The following is a 19,306-nucleotide window of genomic DNA, read 5'->3' on the forward strand; positions in this document are numbered from 1 at the left end:
TTAAGCGGAAATAATTTAATTTTATACCATATTCACTAATGATTTTGCCATATATTTCCTGACAAAATGTTTTTAAAACCATTTTTTCTGTCGGCTTTCTGCAGGCAAAAACAAAACGCACAAATATTATTGACATTTATTCAAAAATATGTTAAAATATTTGTAAACATAATTTTCCATAGATCAGACGTTGAAAAAATCAAAGTAAACGATATAGTAAATTTATGAACGATCCAAAAAGGAGTGTCTGATATGAGTATTTTAAAGAAGCGGATAGTCTCTTTTTCAACAGCTGTAATAATGTTAGCCTACGCATTTTCGGGACTTCCCGCAGTTGTACTGAAAGCTGACGCAGCGGCCGTCTATGACCTTATAATAGATTATGTTCGGGTCAATTCGGCAAACTGCAGGGACATACTCGGAAACGGCGTTTTCAGGTATGAACCGAGTACGCAAACACTGATCATAAACGGTGATTACGGCGAAAAGAACACACCCATCATAGACAGCGAGATAGACGGACTTACCGTAAACGTTATCGGAGATTCAAATTTAAAGGGAAACTTCGCTTTTTATGCTGATACGACAATAACCGGTGCAGGCAAACTATCGCTTGAATGCTACGATTCATACTACGCTATATCGGTACATCACGAATCTTCCCTGACCATCGAAAATGCCAATGTTGATATCAGCGGTATATACGCCATCATCGGCTATGAATCAGGTACAAAAGATATTAACGTGAACAATTCTTTCCTCACTGTCCGCGGCACAGAATCGGCAGTGCAGGGCTTCGACTTCGTATCGCTTTTCAAATGCGTCATAACAAAACCTACTGACGTATTATACGGCGGAGGAGGGATATTCGAGCACGATACCGACACATACGCCAAGAATGTCCGGATAATCCCCTCCTACGATCTCTGGATAGACAGCACACTGGTAACAGCCGATAACCACGATGATATCCTGGGCAACGGAAAATTCTACTATGACCCCGACCACAGGGTGCTTGGCGTATCGGGAAGTATCAAACACGACCCCGACGAGGAACTGATATACAGTATGGTTCCCGATTTCACCATAGATTTCGTCAACAACATCGAGATACCCGGATATATCGTCCTTTACGGCGACACCGTCATAACAGGTGACGGCTCACTGACCATAGGCACAAATAATGAGTCCTGCATACGCAATGAACGCTGCAAACTGACCTTCGATAACATTCGGGTCTCTGCTAACGGCAAAATTGGCATAGGCTCGCCCACAGGCACGATAGAAGTTGTCAACTCGGATATCACAGCAACAGGTAAAGAGCAGGCGATAGCCTTCACAGGCGGAGGATTCAGCCTTACTGACAGCATGATCACCGAACCGATGCCTGCTACGGTGGGTACTGATACGATCTATGACAGCTCCTATGAAAAGGCGGATTATGTAAAGATAAAACAGACTAAAAAAACAGGTTACAGACTGGGCGATGTCAACGGCGACGGTTATATAAATACCACCGATGTCACCCTGACCGCCGCACATGTAAAGGGCAGAAGAATGCTCAATCCCGAACAGAAAAAGAGAGCAGATGTCAACGGCGACGGTTCGGTAAATACTTCCGATGTCATTAAGATAGCCGCGCACGTAAAGGGCAAAAAGCTACTTGTATAGTCATCAGATCAACAAGACCGCAGGAACGGGGTGATGATAATGAGTTCGACCGATAATAATGACCTTATGAAACAGGCAGAAGAACACGCAGCAACTCAGCTTGAAAAGATAAAACATGATAGGGCAGAACGCACAAAGCGTCTACAAAGGACAGGCATCATACTCATTATCGCCGCAGTACTGCTGATATTCACAGCGGTCACGATACTCAATCTGTGAACCGCAAAAGTTCAAAAGGCTTATACATCGGCACGCGGAGATACGCTCTCCGTGTGCCGTTTTTCGCAGTATCACTGTGCAAAACGATATCAAAATACAAAGGAGGTCGGTACAATGAACAAAAAATTACGAAAACTGCTGATAATAATAGCCGCCGCTGTACCTCTGCTGGTATTCGCGCTGATGCTCTGGCTTGCTTCGTTCGTAATGACAGGCAAAAGACAGACCATCGATGAAGCTATGCAGTGGCAGTCCGAACACTATGACACCTCATTCTACGAAAGCCTTGAAAAGACCGATTATACCGTCAAAAGTTTCGACGGCTACGAACTCCACGTACAGTTCCTGAAAAACCCTACTCCTACGGATAAGTATATGCTGCTGTCCCACGGCTACACCGACAACCGCATGGGGTCGCTCAAATACGTACCCATGTACCTCGAGCTTGGATACAACTGTATCATCTACGACCTGCGCGGCCACGGCGAGAACGAGCCAACATTCACCACCTACGGCATACGTGAGGGCAAGGATATCTCCGAGCTTGTAAAGGATACCCGCTCACGGTACAGCAATATATCCCGGCTGGGTCTCCACGGTGAATCTCTGGGGGCGGCTTCCACCGTAACTTCCATGAAATATCACCCCGAGGTTGATTTCGCCGTTGCCGACTGCGGATTTTCGGATATCGACAACGTACTGCGCGGGGCGTACAAGCAATATCATGTGCCTGTTTTCCTCGTTGATCTTGCCGATATAGGCGCAAGGGTAAGGTACGGCTATGCGCTTAAAGATATGCGCCCCGTAGACTCTCTTGACGATAACGAAGTGCCAATACTCTTTATCCACGGCGCCGATGACAGCTTTATACTGCCGAAAAATTCAGAGGATATGGCAGCCCGCACCAAGGGCAGGAGCGAGGTACATCTTATAACAGGCGCAGGTCATGCAGAGTCTGTACTCATCGACCCCGAAAGTTATAAGACGTATGTCAAAGATTTCCTCGACAGTCTGTAACGCCTCTGCATTGGACACCATTTTTTCAACGAGCGATTTGACTTGATGTTGAAAACTTACGCAAAAATCCACAGGATCTCATAACATAAAAATACCGACCCGCATCGTGCAGGTCGGTATTTCTTTAGTTTTACTGTTTATCGGGTCTGGTCTCTGTTACTCTGTCGATAACTATCGTCAGAACATTGCATATAAGTATAGCTATCAGCATACTCTCCTGATGCATACCGGCAAAGAATCTGAACACACAGGTCAGTCCGCCCGCAAGCACACCGAATATTATCTTGCCAAGTGCAGTGACAGGAGTAGTCACGGTGTCACAGCAAAGGAAGAACGCTGCAAGCACTGTTCCGCCTGCAAGTATCTGGTAGACACCGTCCTTGCCCGCAACTGACGAGAAGATAAATACCGTTCCCAGAAAAGCGATAGGCTCATAAAGAGATATCACCCTTGTTGAAAGCAGATAGAACGCACCTGTCAGCAGTGCCAATACAGATACCTCACCAAGACCTCCGCATACTCTGCCGAGGAACATATCGCCGTAGGCATCAGCACCGGACAGCAACGATATCTCGCCGAAGGTTTCGATATCTGCCGAATTTACATCGGGCTCAAGATATTTACTGAAGTCTGAGCGGAACAGCAGCCAGCATACAAGCCTTGATGCCACCGCAGGATTTAAAATATTCCTGCCCAGTCCGCCAAAAAGCTGCTTGAACACGACTATCGCCATAAGCGTGCCGACTGCCGCCCACCAAAAGGGGAAGTTCGACGGCAGCATGAAAGCGAAGATCACGCCTGTTACCGCAGCAGAAAGATCTTCCGTGCTGCTCTTCTTTTTTGTAATAAAGCAGAACAGCCATTCCCACAGCATAGATGTAAGTATACAGAACGCTGTCAGCATCAGTGCCCTTCCTCCGAAGAGTATACCCGAAAGCACCAGTGAAGGCATCAGTCCTATCAGCATATGTGTCATTATCTTCGATACCGAAGCATCATCTTTGATATAAGGCGCGGAAAGCTTTTTGAAATCCGCCACCTCAGGTCTGAAATCCGTCATGACTGTTCACCTCCCTTGCCGCCGAATACCTCCGCAGCCTGTCGCATGACCTCATTCAGTTCGCGCTTTGCAGGACATACATACGTACACGAACCGCAGCCGATGCATAGATCGGGACGCAGTCTTTCAAGTGCCGCCTTGTTCCTCTTTTTAAGAGCTTTTTCTATCCTCATGGGCATCAGCTTTACAGGACAAGCCTGTGCGCATCTGCCGCATTTTATACAGTTTGTAGCTTTGTTTGAGACTTTGAGCGAACCTTTGCCCGCATCGATAGGCTTCATAAATATCAGTACTGCGCTGTCTTCAGCTCCAAGCGGCAGTTCCGTATCCGTCACCGATCTTCCTGTCATCATACCGCCGATTATCAGCTTTTCAGCAGGCTTGGTATTAGCATCAGCAAATGCAAGTAAATCCGAAAGCGGAGTGCCAATGGGAGCTTTCATTATACAGGGAGTCTTTACCAGATCCCCGTCAACTGTCACCCTTCTCTCCACAAACGGCATACCGGTTTCAAAGTACGATGCTATGAAAGCGACCTCCGACGGCAGCAGTATCAGAACATTTTTATCCGCCGCTGTTTCCGCCGGCTTGATATCACGTCCCGTGACATTGTTTACAAGCATCAGGTCTGATCCGCCGGGATGATCGCCCCTGAGTTTTACTAATGTGGTATTTGGTGCCTTTACAGCCACCTTTTCCATTGCCGCTAAAGCCTCTTTGCAGTCCGATGCCACCGCTATATAAGCTTTTTCGATGCCCATAAGCTTTTCGTTCAGCGCTATGCCCGCGGTTATCAGCTCGCCGTCATCAAGCATACACCTGTTTTCAGCAGTAAGATACTGCTCACTTTCGATGCCGTTGATTATCAGTATATCAGCATCCTTTGCCTTTTCGAGCTTGTTGCCCGCAGGGCTGCCCGAAGCCTTTACAGCCGCTATGAAGCTCTCTCTGTCTTCAGCACGCGGTAACTTTACAGCCGCGTCCTTCTGATTTTCATCAGCCTTGATGACCACAGCCTCATAGCTGCCATCAGGGTCTGCGATCATTCTGATCTCTTCGACTTTACCTGAAACAGACGCATAAACAGGCGTTTCGCCGTCACATATACTGTTTCCGCGGAGCACCCACTGCCCCGCCTTTACCGCTGCCTTACAGCCAACAGGAAGCGGCACCGCTACCCTTTCGGGAGTCGGCAGCGCTATCGTAAGGCTTCTGTCGGTGTTCTTTTCCCTTTCGAGAAAAATACCTCTGATTTTCAAATTATCACTCCTTAACCCGTGGAAGAAATTTGTCCGAACTGTCTCACTTTGTCTTTACTTTTGCCAAATAATATGATATAATGTCTGTGTATCTAGTCCGGTGCTTCTATCGGACCTGAATCCTTTGCATTCCTGAGCATGAATTCGCATTCCGCGATGAATGCCCTTAGCTCGGGATTCTTTTCGGTCGGTATCTCAAAACCGTTGACCTTGACATCACGGCTCTTCTGTATGAAAGAGGAGATGTTGCCGGGCGCCGCTGAAAGCAAGCAGTTAGCCCGCTGAAGAGCATCATCAAAATCCATAGAGAAAAGCTTTTCGCTGTTTTTAGGGTTTTCACGGTATATCGTCCTGAAGATCATATATATCACAAGTTTCAGACAATTGTTGGTACCCGTCAGCAGCCTGTCGCTGTTGCCGTTTCCCACCAGCATACTCAGCAGCTCAAATGAGATATCAGCGCTGCAGCCCTTTGGAAAATCACTGAGATTATAGTCATTCTCCTCGCTGCCGAATATCATCTCGTAAGGCACCTTGTAGTACCTTATAAGTGATATGATCTGCGCCGTACAGACACTTTTGCGTCCGCGTTCGACCAAGGACAAAAACGACTGCGACATACCCGTTGCTTCCGCAGCCTGCTTTTGCGTTATACCCATCAGCAGACGCGCTCCTCTGAGCCTTTCGCCGACCTGCTGAAGATACTGCTGAGTTTTGTCTGTTTTCATACCAAGACCTACTCCCGAGAATTTAATACCCAGCGCGATCAGGGAAACAGACAGTATCTGTCTGCCGCAGCGTCTGGTATATCAAGACAAATAGTGTGACAACGGTCAGTATAGTAAAATTATACGAACCGACCGCACTTCCATTATACAACAATTTTCACTGTTTGTAAAGTGAAAATAAAGATTTATTTAAGGAGAATTTCCATGAAGGGTTACAGGATAGCATTTATACGTCATGGCATTACAGAAGCCAACGAGGACGGCAGATATATCGGCACCACCGACCTGCCGCTGAGCAGTGCGGGTGCGCAGGAACTTTTTGACAAGCTTGAAAAGCTGGATTATCCCAATCCGCAGAAAGTATATATATCGCCCTTAAAGCGATGCAAGCAGACCGCGGGTATAATTTATCCCAACTGCTATACCGTCGAACTTCCCGAACTTCGCGAGATGGATTTCGGCAAGTTTGAAAACAAAAAAGCCGAGGAGCTTATGGATACGCCCGAATATAAACAGTATATCAAGGGCGGACTTGACAATCCTCCTCCCGGAGGAGAATCCGCAAGAGATATGGTGAACCGCTGCTATGAAGCTATCAAGATCATCATTTCGGATATGATGTACGAGGGTCTTACATCCGCGGCAGTAGTAACCCACGGTGGCATAATAATGAATATGCTCAGCTGTTTCGGTGTACCCAAGCGCCGTCCCATGGATTATGCCTGTGATTTCGGCGAGGGTTTTGAAGTGCTTGTTACCGCTTCCATGTGGCAGAGATCGGAGGCATTTGAGGTACTGGGAAGATATCCCGACCGCGACCCCGACGAAAACTACGGAAGCTTCTATGATGAAGAGGAAGGCGAATAATTTGGATACTGCAAATGTAATGGATATCGAAAACGATATCGCAGATGTTCCCGTTTTACCCGCCGATGACGGCGCTCCCCTGTCAAACGCCGAGATAAGGCACTTCGCCGCCCGCAGGATAGCAAGACGCAGCGGCGACAGCATATCGCTGATGATCTACCAATTCTCGATAGTAGCACTGATACTTCTCTGCGAAGCTACGCTTTATCTTCTGCTGCGCAGTGTGGGATATACCTGGCTGTACAGCATCAAAGAACTGCTTGAATTAAGGGGGACCACCTGGCTTTTCTGGATAAGCAAGTCCATGTTTGAATTCACGCTGGCATCGCCGTTTTTCAACCTGGTAAGAAGGCTTTACCTTGATATAGCCATGGGGAGCGATCTCACAGAAACAAGGAAATATGTCGCGGCACATTCCGTGAAGTATTACAGCAACTCTTTCTATGCGTCTTTTATACAGCTGATGCTAAAGCTGATAGCTATAACACCTGCGTTTATAACAGCATACAGCGCCCACTACTGGGTACAGATCATAAGACTCAGCGAGCTGACCTCGGGAGCACTGCTGTCGCTGATGGCATCTCTCAGCATGACAGCGGTATGGCTGTTTCTGGCGATACGCTATTATATATCCCTGGCACTTACGCCATATATAATGGCGCTGAATCCCCGTTCCAACGTCTACGACGCCTGCGACCTTTCCATAAGGCTTATGGATGGCAAACACGGACGTTATATCTCCTTCATGGCGCATTTCATAAAGTTTATCCCCGCCATGCTGCTGGTGTATCCATATCTGGCGATATATCCCTATTTCAAGGTGAGCTATTCAATGTTCGTCCGCGAACTTCTCGGTGAAAGAAATCAGGATAAGCTCCCCGGTATGATAAAAAGATGGAAGAAGTATATGTAAGAACATTAACCGTCACGCAGGAGGAAGACGGCGCGACGGTAAAGGATATACTGCGTGGCAGGGGCTTTTCCCGCCGACTGCTGACAAGGCTGAAAAACTCTCAGGGCATATGCCTTGACGGCGAAAAGGTGAGAGTGACAGTGACCGTTTCTGCGGGACAGAAGATAACAGTCACCGAACCAGCCCAGACTGTCCCCGACCCTAATCCCCTGCTCGAAGTCCCCGTGCTTTATGAAGACGGGGACGTTATAGTATTTGACAAACCAGCGGATATGCCCGTACACGAATCCATAAACCACCGCGGCGATACCCTTGCCAACTATTTCGCCCACCGCTGCAAAGGACTGACATTCCGCACCGTTAACCGCCTTGACCGCGATACCGCAGGCTGTGTCTGCGTGGCGAAGACGCGCTATGCCGCGAACGCCCTGGCAGGCAGTATAAGCAAGGTCTACTGCGGACTGATACCGCCCACTAATCTCAGCGGCGGACGGGTATGCGCACCCATCGCAAGAGAGCGTGAATCCGTGATACTGCGCTGTGTCAGGGAGGACGGCAAATACTCCGCCACCTGCTGGCATGTCATTGAAAGACGTGAAAACTGTGCACTGTGCAAATTCCTGCTTGAAACGGGACGTACCCACCAGATACGGGTGCATATGGCGCATATAGGTCTGCCGCTGATAGGCGATGAGATGTACGGCGGCGACTGTTCGGAAAGAAAAGGACAGGCACTGATGTGCAGTGAGATAAGCTTCGTTTCGCCCGAAAGCGGCGAAAAAGTCACCGTAAGATCAGGCAGAAGGCTCTGATATCGGCGGCACCCATTGATCAAATATATTCCCCGGGAGGTCATATAATGAAACCAATATTTTTGTGCGGCTTTATGGGCTGCGGTAAAAGCACCGTCGGAAAGATACTTGCAAAACGGCTGAAATGCCGCTGTATCGACCTTGACGACTATATCGAAGAACAAGAGGGCATGACTATCCCCGAGATATTCGCACAGAAAGGCGAGCCCTATTTCAGAGAAAAAGAGACCGAAGCACTGGCGGCTTTCGGCAATATCGGCGGAGTTGTGGCAACAGGCGGCGGCGCGCTTTTGTCCGATAAGAACGGCGAGACCGCTAAAAATTCGGGAATGACTGTTTTTATCGACACCGATTTTGATGTCTGCTACGACCGCATCAAGGACGACCCTCACCGCCCCATTGCCGCAAGTTCCACCCGCGAACAGCTGAAAGCGCGTTTCGACGACAGAAAGCCGAAATATCAGGCTCATTCCCACTTCACCGTATCAGGCGGATATCCCCCCCTTGTGATAGCTGTGAAGATAGAGCGTATGTACAATAAATTCATAAACGGCAAAGCGCTGACTCAGGAGGAAGATGATGGATAAACGTCTGCTGACCTGTGTTTCGCTGTGCAAAGGGCGTGTTATCGCCGATATCGGCACCGACCACGGATATCTCCCCTGCTATATGGCGGCTGAGGGTCTCTGCGATAAAGCCTATGCCTGCGACGTGGCTGAGAAGCCCCTTGAAAGCGCCGCTGCGCATATCGCCGAGAACGGTCTTGAAAGCAAAGTCACGCCCATACTTTCCTGCGGGCTTGAAAAAATCCCGAATGATGGGCTTACGGATATAGTCATCGCGGGCATGGGGGGCGAACTGATAGTACGCATACTTGAAGACTGCCGGTGGCTGACATCAGCCGAGCCCGCCATAAACCTTGTTTTACAGCCCATGACAAAATGGGACACCCTCCGCCAATGGCTTTATTCAAACGGATTCGAGGTAACAGCCGAAAAACCCTGTATCAGCGGACGTTTCGTATACTCCGTCATGCAGGCGGTGTACACAGGCAAAACGCCCGACTATCCCTGTGACCTGAGATATCTTTTCTGCGGAAGAGTAAAAGCTGACGATGACGACGGCAGAGAATATCTGCAAAGGCAAGCAGTTCGCCTTGAAGCCTGCGCCAAGGGCAAACAGGCATCGGGCGACAACAGTACTGCCAACGATATGCAAGCGCTTTCCAAAGCACTGCGAGAGGAATGCGAATAAATACCAAAAGGAGCGGTCGCATGAAAAACGGAATCATCCCCGACCCAAATGTACTTCACCCCATAAAGGGCTACGATAAAGAGATCTACATAAAACCCGCGGTCACTTCAAAAAATATCATCGTCGGTGATTTTTCCTACATTGCCGACAGCGATTTTGAAAGCCATGTCACCCACCATTACGAGTGGCTGGGGGACAAGCTTATCATCGGCAAATTCTGCCAGATAGCGGCTGGTGTGGAATTCGTCATGAACGGCGCCAACCATCAGATGAATGCTGTTTCGACCTTCCCCTTCTATACCCTCGAAGGCTGGGATATGGCACCTCCCGCCGTAGAAGACCTGCCCTTTAAAGGCGATACCGTGGTCGGAAACGATGTATGGATTGGTCAGAACGCGGTGATACTCCCCGGGGTACACATAGGCGACGGAGCGATAATCGGTGCAAACAGCGTTGTGGGCAGCGATGTTGAACCATATACCATCGTGGCAGGTGATCCCGCAAAGGTACTGCGCAAGCGTTTCGATGACGAACTTATCAGCTTGCTGCTGGCTTTCAGGTGGTGGGATAAAAGCATCGAGGAGATCAACAGTCTTATCCCTCTACTGACTTCAAGCAACATCGAAAAGGTCAGAGAAACGCTCAAAGAAGCGCTATAATCATTACCGAATTATAAAAAGCCTGAAAATTTTCGTTTTGACCTCTTGACAATCGCACCATAGAGTGATATAATATTAAAGCTGCACGAAATACAGCGCAGAACGAGACGTAACTCAGCTTGGTAGAGTGCTTGCTTTGGGAGCAAGATGCCGCAGGTTCGAATCCTGTCGTCTCGATTTTCACAAAAAAGCGAAATGTGAATAATTTGAAAACATTAAAAAATCCTATTGACATCGAGCTAAAGTTGTGATATAATAATTAAGTCGTCAGGAGAGAGACGACAACTCGGAATACCGCTAATGAAGATTGGCTGGTGTAGCTCAGTTGGTAGAGCAGCTGATTTGTAATCAGCAGGTCGGGGGTTCAAGTCCGTCCACCAGCTCCAGTTATATTCATTCGGGAAATATTCCGGGTGAATAAATGGGAGAATTCCCGAGCGGCCAAAGGGGGCAGACTGTAAATCTGTTGCTTCTAGCTTCGATGGTTCGAATCCATCTTCTCCCACCAGAAACGTCTTACAGAAATCTGTAAGACGTTTTTCTTTTGCATAGCAATACCCGTCAGCTTTTTGGCATGACGGGTATTTATTTTTTATATGGTTATCCCGCTGACACACCTGACTTAAAATCGATCAAAGGAATATAATGAGAGTTTGGCGGTTATCTTTTCCACCGCCTGCGGCGCGGAAAGATAACGTCAGCATAATATATACCTATTATTCCGGCATTTTAAGTAGTGTGGTAAAGGGATAGTCAGATTTATTTTTTTCGGTCGATATTTTAAAATTCAACACACCAAAAATTCCCTGTAATATCACGACTGTATCGGTGTACAATATTATCGCAAGCCCGAATAAAACAAAAGGAGAAACAAAATGAAAGGTGTAACAACTCAGCAGGGTAGAGAAACTCTCAACAAGTTCAAGATGGAGGCAGCAAACGAGGTAGGTGTAGACCTGAAGCAGGGCTACAACGGCGATCTCACCTCCAGAGAAGCAGGTTCCGTTGGTGGTCAGATGGTCAATATGATGAGCACAGAACAACAATGGTCTTTTACACGTAAAAATGCCCGAAAGATCGGGCATTCAGAGACTTTTTCACTGTCCGTTCAAGTTGGCATTTAGGCACTTTTTAATGCTAAATGTTTTTATGCAATTAACTTATTATTTGCCTTATTGTAAAATATATTACATCAAATAACATTCTAAATGTCACATTAGTAAATTTGCTGATATTCATATTCTTATAGAAAATTACGTTTTATCCATAACTCTTTATGATTGATGGATAAAGCGTAGAAAACTAAAAAGAGACCCTGACTGGATCATCAACATTCCGTCAGGATCTCTTTTTTGATGTGCATAATATATGCACTTAAGCTGATGCTTTATCGGTCACTAATTTCCCTTATTGATAAAAACTATTGTTAATACTCTCAGTTGACATTAATTGTCACTATAATCGCGAATTTAATTAATATTCAATCGAAATATTTTGACTTTGCACAAATAATGTGATATAATTTTTTTACCATATAAAGAAAAAATCCTTGTCAAAGACAAGGATAAATGCACAACACTTGTGCGAACGACTTGCGTCGAACGATTTGGATAATTCTTTATTTGAACTCGTAGTGTAATTTTATAGGGTAGTAATTCCTATGTATTTATACTATCACAAAAAGGGAGATTTGTCAAGTGGCAAATGGAAAAATATATCTGGGACTTGATATAGGAACAAATTCCGTGGGTTGGGCGGTTACAGATGCGAACTACACGCTCAAAAAGTTTAAAAGCAATCTTATGTGGGGCGTTAACCTTTTTGAGAAATCTCAGAAATCACAGCAATCATTGTCATCTATAAGGCGCTCATTCAGAACAGCTCGTCGCAGACTTGACAGACGTAAGCAGCGTGTTTGTCTCTTACAGGAATTATTTGCCGCTGATATACTGAAAACGGATCCCATATTTTTTATGAGACTCAAAGAAAGTGCCCTTTTACCCGAAGATTCCGAACATAGAGAACATAATATCTTCTTTGATGATAAAAACTACGGAGATAAAGAATATTTCAAAGAATACCCAACAATACATCACCTGATATGCGAGCTTATGACTAATGATTCTCCGCATGACATCAGGCTGGTTTATTATGCCTGCGCATATATTCTTGCGCACAGAGGTCACTTCCTGTTTTCTGTAAGCAAGGACAACATAGATAAAATAACCGAATTTGAAGATATCTATGATGGTTATTATACTGCACTGTCGGAGCTATGCGATGTCCCCGCATTTGATAAAGATGCTGCAGGAATGTCTGAAATACTTAAAAAACATATTTCGGTCAAAGAGAAAACAAAAGAGATCGAACAGCTGTTGTTTGGTAAAAAAGCACCCAAAGCTGATGAGGGTGATGTAATTGCGTATGATAAACTTGTTTCTTTCATAAGCGGCGGGATCGTCAAGCTTTCTGATATGTTCTGCAAAGAAGAGTATAAAGATCTTGAAAAGAATTCAATTTGCGTAAAGAACACTGATCTATCAGATACACTTGAAATGCTTACCGGACAGATAGATGAACTGCATCTTGAACTTTTGGTCAAAGTCAAAGCTATGTATGACTGGTTTCTGCTTGTGGATATTTTAAACGGGCATAAGATGATATCTAAGTCCAAGGTCGAGATTTACGAACAGCATAAAGCTGATCTGAAATCATTAAAATACTTAGTTAAAAAATATTTGAACAGAAATGATTATAATGAAATATTCCGCTACGCATCAGATAAAGCCAATTATGCTTCATATGTATACAACCGGAAAAATGTTTCTGATGAAAAAGTAAGTGTAAATTTTAGTAAAAATGATTCATCAAATGATAGAAAGAGCCAAACTGCTTTTTGTAAATTCATTAAAAAGTATCTTGATAAGATCGTTTCTGCTGATGAAGATAAAGAATGTTATGATGACTTATACAAAAAATGCGAAAACGCGGATCTGTGCCCTAAACAGGTAACGACCGACAACCGCGTTATACCCTATCAGCTTTATTATGCCGAACTCAAAAAAATACTTGAAAACGCAAGCAAATACCTACCGTTCTTGAACAAGAGCGACAGCTATGGAACTGTAGCGGATAAAATTCTGTCTATAATGGAATTCAAAGTTCCGTATTATGTGGGTCCTTTAGTGAATGAGAAGAAGAGCAGATTTGCATGGATGATAAGAAAAAAAGATGGCAAAATATATCCTTGGAATTTCAGTGAGATGATCGATGAAGATGCATCAGAGAATAAATTTATCCGCAAAATGACCTGCAAATGAACTTACATGGCAGGTGAAGATGTTTTACCTAAATATTCCCTGCTTTATTCCAAATTCAACGTACTGAATGAGATCAATAATATCAAAGTTAATGGTGAGCCTATTTCAGTAGAAATAAAGCAAAAACTGTATCAGGATAAGTTTGTGTCTTCAAGGGCTAAGGTAACCAAGAAACGTATCGCTGAGTATTTAATGTCTATTGGAGAATTCTCAGGCAAAATCGAGATAACGGGCATAGATGATAATGTAAAGTCTTCTCTCAGCTCGTATCATGATTTTAAAAGAATACTTGAGCAAGGAATCATTTCTGAAAATGATGCTGAAAGAATAATAGAGCGTATAACTGTTACAACTGATACCAAGCGTCTGAAAAAATGGTTGAAAGAAAATTTCGTTCAGCTCAGCAACGATGATATATCCTATTTATCCAAGCTGAAATACAAAGACTACGGAAGACTGTCAAGGAGATTTCTGGAGGAATTGTATGATGTTGACCCTGACAGTGGCGAGATGTTAAGCGAAAGCAATATCATATCAAGGCTTTGGGAAACGAATGATAATCTGATGCAGCTGCTAAGTTCTAAATACAAATATTCGGATTCACTTGAATCATATAACTGTGATTATTATGATCAGCCTGAAAATAAAAAGAGTTTAGATGAGCGCTTGAAAGAAATTTATCTTGCTCCTGCTGTTCGATGTTCTGTTACTCGTACCCTTGATATTGTAAATGAACTTAAAGCGATCCTGAAAAGATCTCCTGACAAGGTCTTTATTGAGATGGCAAGAGGCGAAGGTGAAACTCCCAAGGGAAAACGTACAATTTCCAGAAGAGAACAGCTTAATGCCTTTCTTGCCGAAATCGACGCAAATGATCGTGATGCGCTTCAAAACCGTCTTGATAACTGTGAGGACGGCAAACTGCGCAGTGAAAAGTATTTCCTTTATTTTATGCAGCTAGGCAAGTGTGCCTACACGGGTAAAACTATAAGCTTCGAAGAGCTTGAAGACAACCAGAAATGGAATATAGACCATATCTGGCCGCAGGCTAAGATAAAGGATGACAGTCTTGAAAACAAGGTCCTTGTTGATTCAAATGCCAACGGTTCAAAGGGTGATAGATATCCTATTGATCCCGAGATACGCAAAAAGATGTCACCATTCTGGAAAAGCCTGCATGAAAAGAAAATGATGGGCGATAAAAAGTTTAACAGATTAATGAGGAATACCGCTTTCACAGAAGATGAGTTATCCGGTTTTATTGCTCGGCAGTTAGTTGAAACAAGACAGTCCACCAAGGCAGTTGCAGCTGTTTTGAAAGAACTTCTGCCTGAGACAGATATAGTTTATGTAAAAGCAGGGCTTGTGTCTGAATTCAGACAGGAAATGGATATGCTCAAATGTCGTGAAGTCAACGATCTTCATCATGCTAAGGATGCATATCTTAATATTGTGATGGGCAATATTTACAATACACGTTTTACAAAAGATCCACGGAATTTCGTTAGCAAGGAAAGAAATTATTCTATCAAACTGACGACCCTCATATCAAAAAAGATTGAGAGAAACGGCGAAGTCGCATGGGATCCGTCAAACTCCTTTGATACTGTCAAAAAGATGATGGCAAAAAATAGCATAAGATATGTACGTTATACCTATAAACGCAAGGGTGGATTGTTCAACCAGATGCCCGAACGTAAAAAGGAAGGTCTTGTCCCGAGAAAGCAGGATTTGGTCGCTGTGAAGTATGGCGGCTATAACAATACATCTGCTGCTTATTTTTCACTGGTTAAATGTCTCGGCGGATCTATTGTAATTGTTCCTATAGAGCTGATGGTAATTAAAGCAATCGAAGATGATCTTTCATTTGCCTGCAAGTACGTAGCCGAACAGCTGTCAGATATCCTATCAAAAAACATTACCGAAGATATGGTGTCATTCCCTCTAAAACAGCGTATTCTTAAAATCAATACATTGTTGGAGATCGATGGTTTCCGATGCAATATCGTCCAGAAATCAAATAAAGGAAGACAAATTGTAGTATCTTCGGCTGAATCGCTTATAATAGATCCAACGAGTTATAATTATGTAAAGAAAATCTCTGCATACTTAGAGAAAAGTGAAAAGGGCAAAAAATTTGAACCGAGTGTATACAGTGGGATCTCTCACGAAAGCAACATCTCACTTTTTGATACATTAGTAGATAAGATGAAAAACAAGCCGTATAACCTTTTCCTTTCAAAAATCGAAAAAAAGATCTCCGCTAAAAGAGATGTATTCATAAAATTATCTTTGACGGAGCAGGTCTTGCTTTTGATTAATATGATAAAGCTTCTTAAAACAGGGCGCTCTACCGGATGTGATCTTAAATTGCTAGGCGAAAGCGGACAGGCAGGTGTAATTACAATCAATTCAGATATTACAAAAATATCTGGCAGAAAATCAATAAATATCATAGATCAATCACCGACCGGTCTATTTGAAAAGAAATCTGAAAATCTGCTTGACTTATGAGCTGGAGAACTGTAGTCATAACCAAAAGAGCAAAAATGGATCTTAAAACAGGGTATCTCGTGGTGAGGTGTGAAGATGATGTCAAAAAGATACATCTTGATGAGATCGCTGTCCTCATCATCGAGAATACTGCTGTTTCTATAACAGGCTGTCTTATAGCTGCACTTTCAGAAAAAAAGATAAAGGTCATATTTTGCGACGAGAAACGTGATCCTTCGTGCGAACTCGTATCGTACTATGGCAGTCATGACACTTCTGCAAAGCTTAGAGAACAGATAAGGTGGAATGATGAAATTAAGAGCAGTGTTTGGACGAAGATAGTTGCTGAAAAAATAAGAAAACAATCAGAGCTTCTTCTTGAATCAGGTCACAACAACGAATCAGCTATGCTGGCGGATTATATAAGTAATATGAAATATGCCGATGTCACAAACCGGGAAGGTCACGCCGCAAAGGTGTATTTCAACGCTTTGTTCGGGAAAGGCTTTACACGCACTCAGCAGACGATGATCTTATATTTGACTTTCCCGATGATATCAACGGGATACTTAAAGCATTTAATGTCAGGTTGAATGACAGAGAGATGACTCTGCCTGAAAAAATAATGGAGTATATGCTGATCTCAGAAAAGCTTAAAGGTACGAAGGTATTTGTCACTGTAAATATGAGAAGCTATATTACTGATGAAAAAATCGAGCAGCTTTTCAAAAGTGTTCTGCTGCATAAGATCAACCTGATATGCATCGAAAACAAAGAATATTCGCGTCTTGATACAGAAAAGGTAATCATAATAGATGAAGATATGTGTGTTATATAAATTTGTTGACTTTCAATGAAATCGGTAGTATAATAAAAGTATAAACCCATAAAATTACACTAATGAGTAGTGTCATTATCTCAGATTTGAGGTTTGAGAGTAGTGTAATTTTATAGGGTAGTAAAACCCACCACAGAGTACTCGGCTCAGAACAGTAGTTTGAGAGTAGTGTAATTTTATAGGGTAGTAAAACAGCGCGCAGCCGAAGATATACATGGCGACGGTTTGAGAGTAGTGTAATTTTATAGGGTAGTAAAACAACTTGGAGCGTATGATGTACGCCACATCAGTTTGAGAGTAGTGTAATTTTATAGGGTAGTAAAACTCTCCGCCCACCTGAACAACATCACCTGCTGTTTGAGAGTAGTGTAATTTTATAGGGTAGTAAAACATACAGCCGTGCGGTTTCAAAAGCGTTCGGGGGTGTACTGTTCTTTATTAGTTCGATAATATAGTATGTCGTTTACTACAATAAAAACAATACTCTCCGACAGATGGATATTTGTCGGAGAGTATTGTTTGAGAGAAGGAATCGCCTATGAAGAAAAGAAAGCGATACCTATTCTGATTAGATCTTTTATAATAGTATAGTATTGAAAATTTTGAGGTATGCTGATATGCCGGTTACTTAACGGTGACTGTCAAAGCGTGCCTGATAGCTTCATTTGCAGTCCATACACTGCCTGCCTTAGCTGCAACAGCTACCTTGTAGCTCTTTCCGGGAGTTAGATTCTTAGGCGTTGTATAGCTTGTAGCAGAAGCAGGGATGTTCTGAGTCTGTACCCTCCATTTTCCTGCAAGATATACTGCTATGCCGTAATTTGAAGCACCCTCAACAGGCGACCATGTAATTCTGATCTGATGATATTTCTCGCTGTATTCAACTTTGCTGACAACGGGATAGTCAGCAGATGGGTCAACGGGAGTTTTGCCGTTAAAACCTGTGATCTCGTCAAAGGCTTTTTTTAGATCGGGGTTACTGATCCTGCAGGCGTTTCTGTCATAGTGACCGCCGTATTCACCATCATTTTCGCCCTTCGGTGTTGCCCAGAGGACGGGACACATCTGACGGTCATATGCAGCTTTGCATACAGCACTCAGGAAACGAACGACCGACTCTGTTTCCTTTCCCTTAGTGGGACAGCCGTACTCGCCGATTATCACAGGGATACCCTTGTCTGTAAAATTAGTCTTCATCATGTCCATGTTGGCATTAAGTTCACGGTAGTCCTCGTCTGTACCCCATGTTGAACGCGCCTTTGCCCAGGATTCGTCCTTGTCTTCAAGAATAGCAAAGCCCACAGGTGTATAATAATGCACCGATATCGCCATACGGTTCACAGGGTCGTAAGGCATCCGGAACAGCGAATCACAGGTTCGGTCAATACCGGTATTATATCCCGAAATTAGCAGATGGCGCTTGGGATTATTGCCGCCAGACGCACGGATGACATCTACAAATTTCTGATTTATGCGGTTGCACAGCGCATAGGACTTTTCTTTCTGCGACTGCGTCCCGCTCCAGGGGTTCCAGATAGACTCCCAGCCAAGTTCCTCGTTCTGCGACTCAAATATAAGATGATCGTCATAATCCTTGAATGCATAAGCGATCTGCTTCCACATAGTCTCATAACGTTTCATGGAGCCTTCTTCATCATAGGGGAAATTGTTTACCCATCCGTTGTCATAATGGATATTGATTATGCAATACATATCTGCGTCAATCACCCAGTCAACTATCTGCTTTACACGGGCAGTATAAGCAGGGGAGATAGTATAGGTGCTCTTATCCATCATATTTGACCAAGCCACGGGAACACGTACAACTCCGAAACCCTCGTTTGCCATGCCCTCAATCATTTCCTTTGTAATGATCGGGCTGCCCCATGCGGTCTCATATTCCTTTGGTTCGAGTACACCGTCGCCCCATTTTGTATCTACTTCTTCGATCCAGTCACCGCAAGCTTCCATCGTGTTTCCGAGATTGATGCCGATACCCATTTCACCCACGATCTCCGCTGTCGATACATTTCGCATCGTGCCGTTTTTACTCGGCAGAGCACTTGCCTGAATGTTTCCTGCCATGCTGCATACCATCACGCATGACAGAAAAGCTGCTGTCAGTTTGCTTTTCATTGTAGACCCTCCGTTTTCTTCTTCCTTACAGATATGTATATTCCTTCAGCACACCGCTAT

15 protein-coding genes, 3 tRNA genes, 2 pseudogenes and 1 CRISPR repeat array are annotated in these 19,306 nt (G+C 44.2%); of the genes and pseudogenes, 16 read left to right on the top strand and 4 right to left on the bottom strand.

The genetic code is table 11. From position 1 onward, the window contains the following. Nucleotides 1–252 precede the first annotated feature (252 nt). From BMY75_RS05110 to BMY75_RS05120, 3 genes are all read left to right on the top strand, one after another. Nucleotides 253–1,671: a dockerin type I repeat-containing protein gene (locus tag BMY75_RS05110; RefSeq protein WP_074830686.1), complete on the top strand. Its 1,419-nt coding sequence runs from the start codon at nt 253–255 to the stop codon at nt 1,669–1,671. 39 nt (nt 1,672–1,710) lie between these two features. Then, nucleotides 1,711–1,890, top strand: a complete 180-nt coding sequence (locus tag BMY75_RS05115) for a hypothetical protein (RefSeq protein ID WP_139199716.1) — start codon at nt 1,711–1,713, stop codon at nt 1,888–1,890. 114 nt (nt 1,891–2,004) lie between these two features. Then, the gene (locus BMY75_RS05120) at nt 2,005–2,907 is read left to right on the top strand and encodes an alpha/beta hydrolase (RefSeq protein WP_074830692.1); all 903 of its coding nucleotides are present in this window, start codon (nt 2,005–2,007) and stop codon (nt 2,905–2,907) included. Between the two features lie 130 nt (nt 2,908–3,037). Here BMY75_RS05120 and BMY75_RS05125 read toward each other — a convergent pair whose 3' ends face one another. The 3 genes from BMY75_RS05125 to BMY75_RS05135 form a co-directional block, all read right to left on the bottom strand. Further along, on the bottom strand, nt 3,038–3,967 hold the full coding sequence (locus BMY75_RS05125) for an RnfABCDGE type electron transport complex subunit D (RefSeq protein WP_074830695.1): 930 nt from the start codon (nt 3,965–3,967) through the stop codon (nt 3,038–3,040). Next, the gene (locus tag BMY75_RS05130; RefSeq protein WP_074830697.1) at nt 3,964–5,226 is read right to left on the bottom strand and encodes a 4Fe-4S dicluster domain-containing protein; all 1,263 of its coding nucleotides are present in this window, start codon (nt 5,224–5,226) and stop codon (nt 3,964–3,966) included. The genes BMY75_RS05125 and BMY75_RS05130 overlap by 4 nt, the downstream gene beginning before the upstream one ends. Nucleotides 5,227–5,318: 92 nt before the next feature. Continuing rightward, nucleotides 5,319–5,954, bottom strand: coding sequence for a helix-turn-helix domain-containing protein (locus BMY75_RS05135; protein WP_074830700.1), 636 nt, complete (start codon nt 5,952–5,954; stop codon nt 5,319–5,321). A 204-nt stretch (nt 5,955–6,158) separates the two neighbouring features. On the opposite strand from BMY75_RS05135, the gene BMY75_RS05140 reads away from it, so the two are divergent. The 13 genes and pseudogenes from BMY75_RS05140 to csn2 all read left to right on the top strand — a co-directional run bounded on the left by BMY75_RS05140 (nt 6,159) and on the right by csn2 (nt 17,110). Continuing rightward, entirely contained in the window at nt 6,159–6,821 is a 663-nt protein-coding gene (locus BMY75_RS05140; RefSeq protein WP_074830703.1) for a histidine phosphatase family protein, read from the top strand. Then, entirely contained in the window at nt 6,799–7,734 is a 936-nt protein-coding gene (locus tag BMY75_RS05145; protein ID WP_242940167.1) for a DUF975 family protein, read from the top strand. Before BMY75_RS05140 ends, BMY75_RS05145 begins: the two co-directional genes overlap by 23 nt. Beyond that, nucleotides 7,716–8,546 carry an RluA family pseudouridine synthase gene (locus BMY75_RS05150; RefSeq protein ID WP_074830709.1) on the top strand — a complete coding sequence of 277 codons (831 nt, stop codon included), beginning with the start codon at nt 7,716–7,718 and terminating at the stop codon, nt 8,544–8,546. The genes BMY75_RS05145 and BMY75_RS05150 overlap by 19 nt, the downstream gene beginning before the upstream one ends. A gap of 47 nt (nt 8,547–8,593) precedes the next feature. Beyond that, a complete protein-coding gene (locus tag BMY75_RS05155; protein WP_074830712.1) occupies nt 8,594–9,133 on the top strand; it encodes a shikimate kinase in 540 nt (179 codons plus the stop codon). Further along, nucleotides 9,126–9,800: a tRNA (adenine(22)-N(1))-methyltransferase gene (locus BMY75_RS05160; RefSeq protein WP_074830715.1), complete on the top strand. Its 675-nt coding sequence runs from the start codon at nt 9,126–9,128 to the stop codon at nt 9,798–9,800. The genes BMY75_RS05155 and BMY75_RS05160 overlap by 8 nt, the downstream gene beginning before the upstream one ends. Before the next feature lie 20 nt (nt 9,801–9,820). After that, nucleotides 9,821–10,459 carry a CatB-related O-acetyltransferase gene (locus tag BMY75_RS05165; RefSeq protein WP_074830718.1) on the top strand — a complete coding sequence of 213 codons (639 nt, stop codon included), beginning with the start codon at nt 9,821–9,823 and terminating at the stop codon, nt 10,457–10,459. A 103-nt stretch (nt 10,460–10,562) separates the two neighbouring features. Beyond that, a tRNA-Pro gene (locus tag BMY75_RS05170) sits at nt 10,563–10,636 on the top strand. A gap of 133 nt (nt 10,637–10,769) precedes the next feature. Next, nucleotides 10,770–10,845: transfer RNA gene (locus tag BMY75_RS05175), tRNA-Thr, on the top strand. Between the two features lie 37 nt (nt 10,846–10,882). Beyond that, a tRNA-Tyr gene (locus BMY75_RS05180) sits at nt 10,883–10,967 on the top strand. A 367-nt stretch (nt 10,968–11,334) separates the two neighbouring features. Then, nucleotides 11,335–11,490 (top strand): annotated as a pseudogene (locus BMY75_RS18780) (alpha/beta-type small acid-soluble spore protein); the annotation flags it as partial. Nucleotides 11,491–12,156: 666 nt separating this feature from the next. Then, nucleotides 12,157–16,293 (top strand): annotated as a pseudogene (gene cas9 / locus BMY75_RS18385) (type II CRISPR RNA-guided endonuclease Cas9). After that, a complete protein-coding gene (gene cas1, locus BMY75_RS05195) occupies nt 16,290–16,865 on the top strand; it encodes a type II CRISPR-associated endonuclease Cas1 (protein WP_074830724.1) in 576 nt (191 codons plus the stop codon). Before cas9 ends, cas1 begins: the two are co-directional and overlap by 4 nt. Then, nucleotides 16,838–17,110, top strand: coding sequence for a type II-A CRISPR-associated protein Csn2 (csn2, locus tag BMY75_RS05200; RefSeq protein ID WP_242940179.1), 273 nt, complete (start codon nt 16,838–16,840; stop codon nt 17,108–17,110). The genes cas1 and csn2 overlap by 28 nt, the downstream gene beginning before the upstream one ends. A 91-nt stretch (nt 17,111–17,201) precedes the next feature. Next, nucleotides 17,202–17,501: direct repeats of the CRISPR family, unit length 36 nt; unit sequence GTTTGAGAGTAGTGTAATTTTATAGGGTAGTAAAAC. Between the two features lie 233 nt (nt 17,502–17,734). Here the strand turns inward: csn2 and BMY75_RS05205 are convergent. After that, nucleotides 17,735–19,246 carry a cellulase family glycosylhydrolase gene (locus tag BMY75_RS05205; protein WP_074830730.1) on the bottom strand — a complete coding sequence of 504 codons (1,512 nt, stop codon included), beginning with the start codon at nt 19,244–19,246 and terminating at the stop codon, nt 17,735–17,737. Nucleotides 19,247–19,306 lie beyond the last annotated feature (60 nt).

The sequence above is a fragment of the Hominimerdicola alba genome (assembly GCF_900109655.1).
In the GTDB taxonomy this organism is placed as follows: domain Bacteria; phylum Bacillota; class Clostridia; order Oscillospirales; family Ruminococcaceae; genus Hominimerdicola; species Hominimerdicola alba_B.